Below are 14,539 nucleotides of genomic sequence, written 5' to 3'. Positions count from 1 at the left end.
CCGGCTCCCACAGGTTCTGCGCCAGCCCTGCTGAATGGCGCAGCGCCTACTGAAACTGCCCCGCCTTGATGCAATACGTCATCAAGGCATGGTCGCTGGTCACTTCCAGTTTGCGCATCGCCGAAATTTTCTGGGCGCTGACTGTTTTGGTGCTGCGGTTTACCTGCCGGGCAATGTCGCTGACGCTGTTACCAATCACGAACAGTCGTAACACTTCCACCTCTCTGGGTGACAGGCTGGCGAAGCGTTCATCCACTTGCTGGTTGTTGACCTGCACTGAAATCGCTTCCTGCACCGGCCCTCGATAGCTGCGGTTCAACGCCAGGGCATCCAGTGCGTTCTCGATTTCTTCGTGCAGATGGTTTTTCTGGATGACACCCACCACGCCCAACTCATGCAGTCGGGAAAGAATCAGGTTATTGGAAATCATCGTCAGGACCAGCACCTGGGTTTTGACGAACCGCCGGATCAGGTACTCGACGAGTTTAAGACCGTCGCCATAAGTCGAGTCGCCCGGCATGTTGAAGTCGGTGATGACCACCTCCGGCTCGTGGGTATTCAACTCGGCAATCAACTGGCTGGAACTGGTCGCCTCGGCAGCCACCTCGAAGCGCCCATCCCGCTGGATGATTTCGCGTAGCCCGAACAGCACGATCGGGTGGTCATCAGCGATCACGACTTTTATTTTCTTCATTAGCTACCTGCCATTGGATGGCGATTCGTCTGGTCCGGGATCCGTGGGCAAAGCACGTAGCATCACCTCCAGACGTTTTAGCAAAATTCGCACTGCATCGGCTGATTCAGCGTCCAGCGGTTTATCCAGCAACAACATTTCGAGCTCATTGCAGGCCGCCGACAACTGCGAGGCACGCACCGACGCCAGTGAGCCGTTCATGCGGTGCAAATGCCGAACCACAAGAGCGCTGTCGGACTGGTCGAGCGCTTGCGCAGTCATGTTGAGGTCGTCTTGCATGGTCTCGATAAACAGTCGGTGCATGGCTGGGGAAAAGCTGATCCAGCCATCCATGTCGCCCGCCTGCACAACAGCCGGAGAAGGCAGTTGTGTAGCAGCAGGCCCGCAATGAGTGATCAACGCCTGGCGCAAGGTTTTCAGGCTCAACGGTTTGACGATCCAGGCATTCATGCCCACCGCCAGACATTGCTCGCCCTCCTCGCGCATGGCGTTGGCCGTGACCCCGATTATCGGTGTTCGCGCATCACGCGCACGCAATGCCCGGGTCAGCTCGTAGCCATTGAGCAACGGCATGTTGACGTCGGTGATGATCAGGTCGAACAGCTCTGGCGCCCAACGCTGCAACGCTTCCTCACCGTTTTCGGCAGTCACTACCCGAGCGCTCAGCGCTTCGAGTTGTTCTTGCAGGATCGCCCGGTTGATCGGATTGTCTTCAGCCACCAGCACCCGCAGCCCTTCAGGGATCGCTGTGTCGGTACGCCTCGATGCCAACTGACGCGCCGGCCCGTGACTCGCAAGGGTCAGGGCACGGGCGATCGCACGAATATCAAAAGAACTCACTTCCCAGCCTTGTTCCGTTGGCTGCGGCTGGCTTTGCCCTCGCTCACTGACCGTAATACGCTGGCCGTGCCAGGTCGCCAACTCCGTGTTGCTCTGCCCCATGTCGAGCAACAGTGACTGGCTATTACCGCTGAAATCGTCGGGCAACACCATGGCTCTGGCGCCCCAGCGACTGAGCCAGTCGATCAGGTTTTGCTCCAGCTCTTTCATGGGCGCGCGAACGTACACCGCCACATCATCCAGCTCGATATCCGCACAATCAGCCAACGGCCCCGGCACCACAGGAAGCCGGATATGCAACGAAAAACTGCTACCCAGACCTGGCTCGCTGACCACACGCAGGTTGGCATCCATCAGTTCGGCGAGACGCGCACAAATAGACAGTCCCAAGCCTGCGCCCCCTGCCCGTTCGCTGCCGCTGACCTGCGCGAACGGTTTGAACAATTGAGTCAACTGCTTCTCGCTGATGCCCGGCCCGGTGTCGGAAACTTGCCATTGCAGCGAGGCATGAGTCTGGTCCAGATCGGTGACTTTCAAACGCAGCACCACGCGCCCCGAGTCAGTGAATTTAACCGCGTTGCCGAGCAGATTATTGATGATCTGACGGATGCGTCCGCTGTCGCCGCGCATCTGGGCAGGCAGGTTCGCATCGGCACAGGCGAACACCTGCAGGCCCTTGTTGCCTGCGGTGGCAGCGTAACTGCGCACGGCATCCTCGAAGACATCCAGTGGGCTGAACGTCGAGGTTTCCAGGGCCATTTGCCCGGATTCGATTTTCGACACGTCCAATACATCGCTGATCAGTTGAAACAGGACTGACGACGAGCGCTGGATGGTCTGCAGATAATCGTGCTGGCGGGGGCTCAGTTCGGTAAGCCCGAGCAGCTCAAGGTTGCCCAATACTCCATACAACGGCGTACGAATTTCATGACTCATGGTTGCCAGAAACAAGGTTTTCGCGGCGCTGGCCTGATCGGCAGAAAGCCTGGCCTGCTCCATCAGCTGCGCGTCATCCACGTGCCGGGTGATGTCGTTGAAGCCGCACAACACCACGTCTTCGCCTTGATAACGAGTCGACACGAAGCACACCAGCAAATGCCGACCAGCCACTTCGATCTGTACTTCCTGCGGGTCCTGATCCTGATAGTCGCGCTTGAGCAGGCTGATCAGCTCGGCAGTGCCCTGCCATTCCTGGGCACGCTGGTTTTCCAGCAGTACTTTACTGTTGTTGCGCTGCACCACGCACAGCCCAACCGGTGCGCTATGCAGCATCACTCGGTTGAACGCTTCGCTCTCGGTCAGGCGCCGATTGGCGCGCTGCGCAGGGTCGACTATTTGTGTGCGATACCAACGGTTGACTCGCCAGCCTGCGAACAGCGCAAGCAGAAACACGCTGAAGATGCCAAGCAGCGGCCACTGCGCATAACGAAAGAAGCTTTTATAGCTGACGGTGTACAAGCCAACCCAGTGCTGACTGCCCGATGAGCTGACTTTGAAATGCAGGCCGTGACTGTCGAGACTCAGGCCCATGGGGCTATCGATATGGTCCTGGGCCATCCCCAGCAATACCTCACCGGTCGGGGAAATCAACGTGACCTCGTTATCAATCGACCGGTCCAGTAGTCGATTCAGCTCATTGAACTTGCCCGCGTCGAGTAATGCGGCGAAGGTCAGCAGTCCGTTATCCTGCCGAGCCGGCATGATCTCGGGCGTGATGTCGACGCCGATAAACGCAATGATGTTTCGGGTACCTGGCAGCAGGTCAGGAGGTGCACGCATCCAGCGTACATGGGTGTCGTTCAACTGGCCGCGCTGCTGAAGCAAAGCCTGAAACAGACGACCGGTGACTTCGAAGAAATTACCTTTGAGCAACGCTGCCGGCTTGCGCGAGCCATCGATACCGGGGACCGCGATATTGAACTGGTCCGACGGCGAAAACAGAAATGTCTGCGGCGCTGAATAATAAGAACTCGACCAGAAGGTGCTGTAGTAATCGGTCAGTTGCACGCCCAGAGAATAGGCGCCCTGCAACTCGGTCGGGCTATAGCGGGTGCGCTCACTCAAGGTGAATGGCTGAGACATGGCCAGGCCACGATTCTGGAACACCCGCTCGTCGCCCTGCTGCATCAGCTCCACCCGGGACATCGGCCGAACGTCGGTTTTCACATTCTGGCTGGTGCGATCGTAAGCGTCGGCCACGTTGTGCAGAAAGGACTCGTATTCATGAATACTTTCAACCAACCGGGCGAAATGAAAATTGACCTTATCGCGCTCTTCTTCCAGCACACGGTCAATCGCCCACCAGCACGTACCGATCAGCAACAAGGACAAACCGGCCATTATCAGCAGCAACTTGTTGAGCCGCTGAGAGCTTAGCGCCAAGACACCTAATTTCAGGCTTTCATGTTTCATCAAGCGCTGCCGTTTATGAAGGGAATGTGCCGCAGCCACTGCTTACAGCTTGGTCGCCACTCCCTGGCATGCTCATGAATAGACAGTAGCAGATCATTTTAGTGCTGGCGTCTGGCCATCTTCACGCAGCAAATCGAGAAACAGTTCTGGGGCAACCGCTGCACAGATCAGAAAACCCTGCGCTTGGTCGCAACGAATCTTGCGCAAGAAGGCCAGTTCAGCCTGTGTCTCCACGCCTTCGGCAGTCACTGTCAGGCCCAGCTTGCCGCTGAGCTCGACGATGCTCTGTAAAGCGGCGGCCATGCTTTCGTTCTCGACACAGCCATTGACCAGTGATCGATCAATTTTCAGTTCACTGAACGGGGTGGAGATCAGGTTGAAATAAGAACTGAAGCCTTTGCCGAAATCATCCTGAGCCAGGCCAAAGCCCATCATTCGTAAGCGGCAGGCACCGGCGTAATAGGCACTGAGCGCTTGAGTGGTTGAGGTTTCGAGCAGTTCGAAACAGATCGAGCGCGGCTCGCCCCCAAGGGCCAGTACTCGGGCATGTAGCCGGTCGGACAGGTCATGGCTGTCCAGCAAATGGGTCGGCAAGTTGATCGATACCGAAACCTCGTACCCCCGCTTGCGCCAATACGCCTGAACTTCGAGGGTACGCTCTAACATCAGCCAGAGCAGTTCCTCTTCCAGTGCCAACCGTTCGATTGCCGCCAGGAAGTCGCCGGGCATCAGCGTGCCCAGTTGTGGGTGCTGCCAACGCACCAGCGCCTCAGCACCGCAAATTCGACCATCCTTCAACGACTTTTTGGGTTGAAACCAGGGCTGGATCTGACCGCTGCGCATAGCTTGCAGCAGTCGCTGCCGATCATGCCGCAACGGGCTACCGACAGGCGCGCTGCCACGTTTGCGTAACGCATCAAGGCCATCGCGCAAACGAACGATAGCCTGCGCTTCCACCGGTTTTGAAATCAGCCCGATGACATTCAGGCCCAGGTTCTTGGCCGCCAGCCCGGCGCTGACCAGCATCCGCCGCGAAGCAACACTCATCAACGCCAAAGCTGGACAATCAGGCAGCCCGGCCAGCTTCTCGATCAGTTGTACGCCGTCCATGCCTGGCATGAACAAGTCACTGACGACCAGATCGTAGTGGCTGCTACTCAAGCGCGTCAGCGCGGTCGGACCATCCCAGACCGCATCGACTTGAAAGCCACCCAAATCGCTGAACAGGTGCAGCAAGTACTCATGTTGAAAGGGATGGTCTTCAACGATCAGTACCCGATAGGACTTCAATTGCTACTCCTTTGGTAAGGTTCCAGGCAGTTGTAAAGGGCGCGTAATGCAAACGGTTTGATCAGGCACTGATTCATGCCCGCCTCCATGCACCTGTCGCCTTCCTCACGCATGGCATTTGCGGTGGCGCCAATAATCGGCAGACTGCAATCCTGGCGACGTAACTGTGCGGCCAGTTCGTAACCGTTCATGCGTGGCATGTTGATGTCGGTAAGGATCAGATCGAAGGATGACGCTTGCCACATTTCCAGGGCTGCAACGCCATCGTCAGCAAGCTCGACGGTACAACCCAACTCCTCCAGCTGGTCACGCAGAATCAGTTGATTGATTACGTTGTCTTCAGCCACCAAGACATGAATGCCGAGATTGAAGGCCGCACGGGTATCGTCCAGTGGCGCCTTCAATGCCACAGTCTGGCCCTGCGCCGAGGCCAGAGCCCGATGCAACGCAGGCAGGCTGTTGAGGCTGACCGGCTCAAACGCCGAGCCAAGGGTGTCGCCATGAATATCGGTGGCCGCGACCACCCGGGCACCGGACCAATCCGGCGCGAGCGAGCCTTGCACGCGGCCCGGATGCACTTCGAGCAACACTGCAGCATCCGGCTGGTCGCTAACGCCGGGCACGCCGACCTGCGCCCTTGCGCCCCAGCGGCACAGCCAGCCGCAGAGATTTTCGGCCAGTTCACGAATCGGCGATACCACGTAGACCTGTTCTGGCAGCAATGGATTGGCGAACAGTGCGTGACCGAGAGTCGGCAGTTGCTCCAGCGACAAATGCAACGTGAAGCTGCTGCCCAGACCGGGCTCGCTCACGACACGCATACTGCCATTCATCAAATGCATCAAGCGCTTGCAGATCGACAAACCCAAACCGGTGCCCGCCACCACATTGGTGTTGCCATCGGCCTGATAAAACGGCTCGAACAGATGCTGCTGACTCTCGTGAGAGATGCCCTTGCCGGTATCGGAAACCTGCCAGTGCAGCGTGACCCGCTCACCGTCCCGGCTGTCGAGCCGGACCCGCAAGATAATCCGTCCGCTGTCGGTGAATTTCAGGGCATTGTTCAACAGGTTATTGAGTATCTGCCGGATACGGGTCACGTCACCGTTGAGCCAGTCCGGCAGCTGCGGATCGATACAGGCAAACAGCTGCAAGCCTTTGCTTTGAGCGGCTGCGGCGTAGCCCTGAATCACTTCCTCGATCAGCGCCAGGGGCGAGAAGCGGCTGATCTCCAGCTGCAACTGACCAGCTTCAATCCGCGATACGTCCAACACATCGCAAATCAACTGCAGCAAGTTGGCGGACGAGCCTTCGATCGCCTTCAGATAGTTCTTCTGCTGTTCACTCAAAGCCGTACGCGCTAACAACTCAAGGGTGCCGAGCACGCCATACAGCGGTGTGCGAATTTCGTGGCTCATGGTCGCCAGGAATAACGTTTTGGCTTCATTGGCGGCATCCGCCATACGTCGCGCTTGCTCCAGCGCCACTTCCACCTGCTTGCGCGCACTGATATCGCTGAACGCGCAGATCAACACGTCCTCGCGCTTGTAGCGGGTGGGGGCGAAGCTCAAATATAGATGACGACCATCGGCCATCTGGAGTTCGTCGGTGCTGTTCTGATCCACATCGTCAAAACCGCGCCGAATCCAGCCATGACAGAGTTGCTGACGCTCGCTGCCGTCGCCCAGCCATTGCTGGGACAGCGGATTTTCCAGCACGACAGCGCCGTCCTGACGACGCAAGACACACAGCGCAACTGGCGCGATCTGAATCACTGCGCGGCTGAAGGCTTCACTTTCCACCAGTGCTTCGATGCGATGACCGGCGGGAATGATCAGCCGTTGATCAATACGCCGTACCAACCGATACATAAACCATGTAATGACCACGCACAACAGCAGGCAAATTAGAAACGGTAGACCCAGGACCGGCAGCAGCGAGCGCATTTCAATGGCGTATACGATCTGCCAGTCCGAGTAGCCCAGTTGCTTGCGGATCGCCAGGTGGTCAGGCAACCAGCCATTGCCCACGAAACCAAAAGACTGCCGAGCCCCCAGTTGCTCAAGGGCCAACGACAGCGGACGCCGATCAGCACTGGCGAAAATCAGTTGGCCTTCGGCATCGAGCAGCATGAATTGCCCGGCGTTTTCCTTGTGCAGAGCACTCATAAGATCCGGAGACTCGACCTCAAACCCAAGCCAGCCGGATTCGGCGCTGCGCTCGTCCAGGCGGGTAAAAATGTACAACGACGCATTCAACGAATGTTGGTCCGTGAGCCACAGGTCATCGTCAGCGATATCACCCTGATGATCGCCCAGACGCAAACGCGCCAACACGGCTGCGGGGATCACAGGTACGGTGTCGCTGGCGGTGAAAAGACGCACGACTTCGCTGCTGTCAGCTTTGCCAACGTAGAGCAGATTGACCTTGTTGGTACGCAGGTAACTGACCGTTCGTTTGGTCAGCCAGAGACTCCAGCTTTGGTCGCCAGCGCCCAGGCCGAAATGCACTTCCTCACCCTGCATGACGCTGGCACTGTTTTGCGGCGCGGTGACATTACGCACGGCGGCAAGGCCGAGGGTTTTCAGCAGTGTCTGGCGGCTGACGAAAAAACTCTGCGCATCGGAAATCGCCGCATTCATGTCGCTGCGACGCAGAGAAATCTCCTCGCTCAGGCGGGCGCTCAGGTAGCTATAGATTCCGGCATAAAAACCCAGCACCAAGGCAATGGCGAACAAGTGCAACAGCTTGCGCGCGGCCTTGGGGGTCGAGAAGGACGAGTCCAGCGGATCAATGAATTGACGTAGTTTCATGAGAGCAAAGTAAGCCTTATGCCCTTTGGCGGACATAAGGCGAATCTTAAAAGGCAGTACTTATTGATAAGTAATGGTGAATTGCAGGGAAGCGTTGGCCGGCCCGCCGGTGACCGTATTAGCGGTTTTGTAGTACGCAGCGCGCAGAGGGATCGAGTAATTACCAGCTGGCGGCGCAGTGCGAAAACCATGCACCTCACCTAGACCGATCGCACCGTTGCTCGCGTTAGTGATCTGGATGCCAACACCTGTCGCCCCGCCAGCATCTAACGCAAGAATGCCCTGACCTGCGTTGAACGCGGTATTGACCGGGTCCAACCGATAACTGATGCCGCCAAGCCCGCCAGGGCAGTTATTAAGCTGAATATTGAACGCTGTCTGCCCGATGGAGCTGCCAACAGCGCCGAATTCGCTGCTGCGATGTTTACCCAAAGCGACGTTGACTGATGGCGTCTGACAACTGACTTCGGTGATATTGATCGCATTGGACAGGCTCATTCTGGACACATCCAGATTGTTGCTGCCAACGCGAAACGTGCCGATGACGCCGCCGGAGATGGAACCCGACGTGACCGTACCAATCTTTACAATTTGCAGCGCGGCAGTTGTGCCATTGATCCCTGCGCCACCACTGAAAGTTCCGGCTGAAGGGTGCCCACGTAATTCATATCCTTGGTAAATGTAACGCCAGCCCAGTCCGGTCGTGCCGATTGGGCTGGGGTCGCTCTCTGCCGTTGCACCTCTACTGTTGTAGTAGCCCCATCCGTCGCCAGAACATGTAACTCCAGGTACGTTCGAGAGCGTGACGGGGCTTGATCGAAAAAGCTCGGTACCGTTGGGTGTGTTTTTTGGCACGGCGAGGGTTGCGGGCACGGTCACCGTAAAGGTCGAATTGTTATCCGAGCCGAGGAAAGAACAAGTCGCCCAACTTTGCCCAACCCAAAACAACAAAACAAACGCACCCAGGCACCACTTGGCGGGGACGGGTTTCAGCAGAAAATCTTTCATGTGGACTCCTGTTAAAAACGCATAACTAACTGAGTTAAGCGCTCAGAAAAATATAAATTACTGATTTTGAATGCTTTTCTGTGGGAGCTCACGAGCACGGCGAGGCCGCGATGGCATTCTTTCTGATACACCGCTATCGCGGCCTCGCGGTGCTCGTGCGCTCCTACAGGTCCCGTGTTTGCCGCGCGACAGCGCAGCGGCGATGCGGCGGAAACTCCTCGGTCCGGCGGGTGTTGGCTCAGCGCACTTTGCAGGTCGCCTTCATCTGTACGTAACCGCTTTGCGCCGGGTTGTGATCGGCGGGCAAGGCGTAGTTCAACGCGCAACTTTCGCCCGGCTTGCTGCCCCAACTGATCAGCAGCTCACCTTTGTTTTCACTGGCCCGAATGAACAGACGCCCACCCTGCCCGACCATGGTCAGGAAGTTGCCTTGAGCATCTTTCACCTGAGCGCCCATCGGCAGGCTCTGTTTGTCGTCACGTACGACCTGCATGAGGATGGGCGTACCGCTGATGGTTTCGTACTTCACCAGACTGATCGCACCGAAGCGCGGCGCGATGGATTGCGAAGTGGTCTCGAGTTCAACTGTGTCGGAGGTGCCTTTCGGATCCAGGGCTATGTCGTTCTGGCGGTAAGGCATCAAGCCCGACACCAGCGCGTAGCCGCTGTCGTTGATCACTGCGTTCGAGGCGTTACCGACCCGGGCCCCACTGGCGCCTTCGGCTTTGACCAACGCCATGGTTTCGCCCTGATCAGCGCTGAATGTCACGCCGCCTGTGTGGGCCACCAGACTGCCGCTCGCCCCCACATTGGCTTGTTTATAGCCATTGCCCGTGTTGACTCCGGCGCTCAGGGTGGATTGCTCAGCGCGATATTGCATGGAAGAACCGGCGCTGCTGGTGGTGTTGCCAGCGCTCTTGTCCGCCGAACCGTAGACGTTGTAATTAAGCTGATTGCGCTCACCGGCGCTGCCGCCCAAGGCAACCTGAGTATTGCTGTCGCCGCTGTCGGTGTAGCGCATGGTGCTGCTGATGTAATTGGAGCGTGTGCGACCAAACGGGATGTTTACGCCAACCTGATATTGAGTCTGAAAGGCGCCGTTGAAGTCTCGCGTCCGACTGGCGCCCACGTTCAGCGAACCCCAGTTGTAACCATTGCTGTAACCGGCCTGATAGGTCACGTTGCTGCGCCGATCACCGCCCCAATAGTTCTGCGCCGAGCCGGTGACATAGACGTTGCCACGACGCTCACCCAGCGGCTGATTGATGTTCAGCTGGAAGCGGCTGCGTTGTCGATAAAGCGTGCCGGTGTCTCGACTGCGCAATTGCGCATAGTCGCTGAAATTCAAATAGCCTTCGCTGGAGAAGCGATACGCCGCCACCGTGAAGTTGGTCTGGGTGGAATCCAGCAACTTGCTGTAAGTCAGCCGATAACTGCGCCCACGCATACTGGAATCGAGCGCTCCGGCACTTTGTTCCAGACCTGTCGCACGGGATTCGGTGACGTCCAGCGCCATTGCCCCAAAGGGCGTACTCCAGGCCGCGCCCGCCTGCACCGCCAGATACTGCTCGGCGATGATGCTGCCGGTGTAGGCGCTCCATCTGTCCGAGATACCGCGTTGATAGCTGCCCTGCACAAACTCTGGCGTATTGTTCAGGTATTCATCGCGGTAACGCCCCGCCGTGATGTTGAAACGTGTGGTGCCGGGGCGCAGCAATTGCGCGACCGAGGCAAACGGCACGATAAAACTCCGGGTACGGCCGTCTGCCTCCGTGACGGTGACTGACAGATCCCCGGAATAACCGGTGCTGTACAGGTCATCAATTACAAACGGCCCCGGTGCGACCGTTGTTTCGTAAAGAATGCTTTCACCCTGACGCACCGTAACCCGGGCATTGGTGTCCGCCACCCCCCTGATCGGCGGGGCAAAGCCGCGCATGGAATCTGGCAACATACGATCGTCGCTGCCGAGCTGCACACCACTGAAAGGCACGCTGTCGAACAACTCGCCGGGGGTGTAGTACTCGCCCATCGTCAGTTGCGATTTCAGGCCTGTGATGTCGCGTTGTGCATAACTGCTGACCGCTTGATAACCCTTGCTTGACGGGCCTTGGGCAGAACGGTTGTAGCTGTACGAGCCGTTATGGCGCAGACGCCAGTCGCCCAGGTTGACCCCGGTGTTAAGACCCAGATAAGACTGAGTACTGGCTACGCCCTGATTGTCGTTCTGGTAGAGATTTGCGTTGTAACCGACGAACGCAGCATTGATACCGCGATCCCAGTTTTTCGGGTCGACGTAGCCACGGGAGACACGCTTCAAATAGGCCTGGGCAATACTCACGTCGGTGCGTAACTCACTCATGTCCACTTCGACATTGATGTCGGGCGCCAGTAGTGACAGCTCGACGCATTCCGGGTCTTTCAGCAAATCCGCTTGCCGATCACGGTTTGGCAGAGCCTCAAGATTCAGACCCCAGCGTGTCAGATCATCCAGTCTAAAGCAGAAGTGAGCCTTCCCCGCCGCGCTGTCTTTACGCACCATCAGCAATTCGCGCCCCTGCCAGTTGCCGTTCAAATACAGGTCAACGCGATAACCGCCCGCCGCAAGAGGATTGCCATTTTCGAACTGGGATACATCCACCGCTCGTCCTTGGCTGTCAGTGATGAAAGCGGGGTTGAAGTCCACATGCTCGCTGTCGTCTGCCAAAACACTGCAAGGCAGCATCGTCAGCAAAACAAAAAGCGCACACGGCTGCCGCACCCTGAGGCGCATGGCCGGGCAGATAAAATCAAACATGAGTAGTCATCCTGGACAGGCTTGCATCATCAGAGCAAGCAGCAGAGGTCCAGCCTGTCTGGCCGGAGTTAGCGAAAATGGCGGTCAGCGTGCTTAGCCAAAACCGTAAGCACCGCGTGCAATCAATTGCTGAGGCGGGTCTCGACGGACTTGCTTGAGCCGTAGTCGTTGATCCATTCGTAACGCAGGGTCAGCGCCCCGGACGGTATACTTTTCAACTCTTCCAGCGGGAAATCCTGCACGCCTCGTGGCGGGATCATTCCGCCCTTGCTGCTGTAGGTCTTGCCCGCCACCACCAGCTCAGTCTTGTTATAAGAGACGCTGAACGCGCTTGGATTAGAGCCGCGCAATACGACGCCGTTGGCGGTTGGAACCAGCTTCCAGCTCACCGCGGCGGGTGCGTCTTCGGCATAACCCTTTAATTGCTCCGGGCGGTAAAAGAGTTTGATCCGTGACCGGTAGGCCAGTTGAATAAAGTTGCTGTCGGCATTTTTCGGATTGGGCGGAACATCCAGAACGTTCAGCCAGAACACCGATTCGACGTCTGTCGGCAATGGGTCATGGGTATAGGTGATACGCAGGGTCTGCGAACGCCCTGCCGAAATCCGCACAATGGGCGGCGTCAGCAAAAAAGGCGCATCAGCCTGATCGGGACGCGACTGGGGATCGCCCCGGTCAATCCAGACCTGAACCAGAGACGGCTCCTGACCCACGTTATCGAGCTTGAGGGTGATTTCCCGCTCGCTGGCCGGATAGACCACACGAGTGCCTGAAATCACCACGTTGGCCGACACGGGTGAAATCCCGATAACAAAAAACGCACTGCACAGCGCGCACACGGCACGCTTGAGGAAAGAAGTTTTCATAAGATTGGCTCGATCAACGCCCGGAGCCTGACCCCGGGCGTACAGGATCAGTTGTAATCCATGGAGAACTGGACATTGGACGTGATCTGACCCGCAGTCGCTGCGGCAGTAGCGGCGATGTACTGCGCGTAGAACTGCAGGCTTGCGGCTTCCTCAGTGATAGCGGTCGACAACGAACCCGAATTGGTTTGCAGATTGATCGGCGCAAAGTTCGCGTTGAGGATCTGGATCTGTGCGTTGGAACCGTTAGCGGTCTGGTTACGCAGGTTGCCGGTTGCGGCATCAACCGACGCGCCCTGTTCGAAACGCACCAACGCGCTGCTACCCGTGCAGGCAGTCAGCGCCAGAGTGAAACCGACACGCCCGGCGGTTTTACCGACGGTGGCCAGTGACGACGTTGAAACCTTTGGCAAAGCAACGGCCTTGACCAACGTGCCGGCGGTGGCGCCTTCGATGGTACAAGTCTGGCTGTTGATCTGACCGGTGAAGTTGATGGTGCCATCTGCTGCCGAGGCGTTGAACGAAGAGGCAACTGCGGCCATCGCACCAAGCGCCAGTAAAGTCTTTTTCATGTCGAGCTCCGCTGAGTCAATCAAAATGCAGCAACAGACGTTGTGCCTGGTGCCGGGCTATTGAGAGACGCAATCTTAAGGAGCTGTCCGAAGAGTCAGAATCAGACGATTCTTAAAAAGGAGCACTGCCGCGATGCTGCGCAGAAAACGAAAAACCTGTAGGAGCGCACGAGCACTGCGAGGCCGCGATAGCGTTCAGCCTGATACATCGCTATCGCGGCCTCGCAGTGCTCGTGCGCTCCTACAAGGGAATTGAATTTCAATGGGTCACCATCACCGCCCATTAAACGCCGTCATATCCTGCTGCAACAGCCCCAGCAATCGGCTCGAACCCACGCTCAATTGCCTGCCCAGCCGGCTGATGATGTGGACCTGTGATTCGCTGAACACTTGGGACTCCAGCGGCAACGCGACCAGCTTGCCGCTCGCCAGTTCGTCCACCACCACGAAGGTCGGCAACAGCGTTACGCCGCCGCTCATGGCAAAGCGTTTGAGCATGGCGAAGGTGTTGCAGGTCAGGATCGGCATAAGGGACACACCGGATTGCTGTTCGGCCTGAGTCAGGATCTGGCGGATGCCGTAGGAAACCCCGAGCAGCCCCAAGCGATAGCTGTCCAGACCTTTCAGGGGAATTGGGCCTTCGTGCTGTGCCAACGGATGGTCGGGGCTGACCATTACACAGACCGGCTGTTTCTGGTGGGCATGGGAGCGAATTTTCGGGTCAGCGGGCGGGTTGAAAACCAGGCCGATGTGCGCCTCGTCTTCCACTACCTGACGAATCACTTCGTTGGTGCCGCACACATTCACTTGCAGCTCGACCTTGGGGTACAGCGTCGAGAATTTCGTCAGCGGCTCGGTCAGGCCATCGATAAATCCTTCACCAATCGCCAACACCACCGAACCACTCTGCAAACCACGCAGCGCTTGCAGCGACTCCAGCAAAACCTCTTGCTGCGAAAGTCGCTGACGGTAATAAGCCAGCACGCGATCCCCCGCCTCAGTCGGCTTCACGCCACGGCGATGGCGCTCCAGCAACGGCGCGCCTAGCTCATGCTCCAGCTGGGCAATCTGCCGACTGACTGCAGAGGGCGCCACGTCCAGAAAGTCCGCAGCAGCGCGAACGCTGCCCAGTCGCACGGCCTCGAAGAAATAAAGAATGCGTCGATCCTGAACCAGACTCATGGGTCACCTGCGTTGCTTTCAACGCAACAAAAATGAATTTGGTGATTATTGCTGTGTGTGCAGAG

At 57.6% G+C, this 14,539-nt stretch carries 9 protein-coding genes; all 9 read right to left on the bottom strand.

The genetic code is table 11. The features are described from left to right. Positions 1 to 46: 46 nt before the first annotated feature. The 9 genes from ABRP31_RS04040 to ABRP31_RS04000 all read right to left on the bottom strand — a co-directional run bounded on the left by ABRP31_RS04040 (position 47) and on the right by ABRP31_RS04000 (position 14,474). Complete coding sequence (locus ABRP31_RS04040; protein ID WP_087272909.1) at positions 47 to 694, bottom strand: response regulator; 648 nt, start codon at positions 692 to 694, stop codon at positions 47 to 49. A gap of 3 nt (positions 695 to 697) precedes the next feature. Continuing rightward, complete coding sequence (locus tag ABRP31_RS04035; RefSeq protein ID WP_349973415.1) at positions 698 to 3,946, bottom strand: response regulator; 3,249 nt, start codon at positions 3,944 to 3,946, stop codon at positions 698 to 700. A gap of 93 nt (positions 3,947 to 4,039) precedes the next feature. Continuing rightward, positions 4,040 to 5,236 carry an EAL domain-containing response regulator gene (locus ABRP31_RS04030; protein ID WP_349973416.1) on the bottom strand — a complete coding sequence of 399 codons (1,197 nt, stop codon included), beginning with the start codon at positions 5,234 to 5,236 and terminating at the stop codon, positions 4,040 to 4,042. Further along, positions 5,233 to 8,049, bottom strand: coding sequence for a response regulator (locus tag ABRP31_RS04025; protein ID WP_349973417.1), 2,817 nt, complete (start codon positions 8,047 to 8,049; stop codon positions 5,233 to 5,235). The genes ABRP31_RS04030 and ABRP31_RS04025 overlap by 4 nt, the downstream gene beginning before the upstream one ends. Before the next feature lie 60 nt (positions 8,050 to 8,109). Beyond that, positions 8,110 to 9,057 (bottom strand): fimbrial protein, encoded by a 948-nt coding sequence (locus ABRP31_RS04020; protein WP_349973419.1) that lies wholly within the window; start codon positions 9,055 to 9,057, stop codon positions 8,110 to 8,112. A gap of 238 nt (positions 9,058 to 9,295) precedes the next feature. Then, positions 9,296 to 11,854 (bottom strand): fimbria/pilus outer membrane usher protein, encoded by a 2,559-nt coding sequence (locus tag ABRP31_RS04015; protein WP_349973420.1) that lies wholly within the window; start codon positions 11,852 to 11,854, stop codon positions 9,296 to 9,298. A gap of 122 nt (positions 11,855 to 11,976) precedes the next feature. Next, positions 11,977 to 12,720 carry a fimbria/pilus periplasmic chaperone gene (locus tag ABRP31_RS04010; RefSeq protein WP_349973421.1) on the bottom strand — a complete coding sequence of 248 codons (744 nt, stop codon included), beginning with the start codon at positions 12,718 to 12,720 and terminating at the stop codon, positions 11,977 to 11,979. A 47-nt stretch (positions 12,721 to 12,767) separates the two neighbouring features. Beyond that, the gene (locus tag ABRP31_RS04005; protein WP_087272895.1) at positions 12,768 to 13,292 is read right to left on the bottom strand and encodes a fimbrial protein; all 525 of its coding nucleotides are present in this window, start codon (positions 13,290 to 13,292) and stop codon (positions 12,768 to 12,770) included. A 273-nt stretch (positions 13,293 to 13,565) separates the two neighbouring features. Further along, a complete protein-coding gene (locus ABRP31_RS04000; RefSeq protein ID WP_349973423.1) occupies positions 13,566 to 14,474 on the bottom strand; it encodes a LysR family transcriptional regulator in 909 nt (302 codons plus the stop codon). Positions 14,475 to 14,539: the final 65 nt, after the last annotated feature.

Origin of the sequence: Pseudomonas caspiana, from assembly GCF_040224095.2 — a bacterium.
GTDB classification, from domain to species: Bacteria; Pseudomonadota; Gammaproteobacteria; order Pseudomonadales; family Pseudomonadaceae; genus Aquipseudomonas; species Aquipseudomonas caspiana.
This window is presented reverse-complemented; position numbering and strand designations above follow the sequence as displayed.

Bases quoted from the DNA above. Each gene is read 5' to 3' on its own strand.
- ABRP31_RS04040 (WP_087272909.1), bottom strand. From the start codon at position 694: ATGAAGAAAATAAAAGTCGTGATCGCTGATGACCACCCGATCGTGCTG.
- ABRP31_RS04035 (WP_349973415.1), bottom strand. From the start codon at position 3,946: ATGAAACATGAAAGCCTGAAATTAGGTGTCTTGGCGCTAAGCTCTCAG.
- ABRP31_RS04025 (WP_349973417.1), bottom strand. From the start codon at position 8,049: ATGAAACTACGTCAATTCATTGATCCGCTGGACTCGTCCTTCTCGACC.
- ABRP31_RS04020 (WP_349973419.1), bottom strand. From the start codon at position 9,057: ATGAAAGATTTTCTGCTGAAACCCGTCCCCGCCAAGTGGTGCCTGGGT.
- ABRP31_RS04015 (WP_349973420.1), bottom strand. From the start codon at position 11,854: ATGTTTGATTTTATCTGCCCGGCCATGCGCCTCAGGGTGCGGCAGCCG.
- ABRP31_RS04010 (WP_349973421.1), bottom strand. From the start codon at position 12,720: ATGAAAACTTCTTTCCTCAAGCGTGCCGTGTGCGCGCTGTGCAGTGCG.
- ABRP31_RS04005 (WP_087272895.1), bottom strand. From the start codon at position 13,292: ATGAAAAAGACTTTACTGGCGCTTGGTGCGATGGCCGCAGTTGCCTCT.
- ABRP31_RS04000 (WP_349973423.1), bottom strand. From the start codon at position 14,474: ATGAGTCTGGTTCAGGATCGACGCATTCTTTATTTCTTCGAGGCCGTG.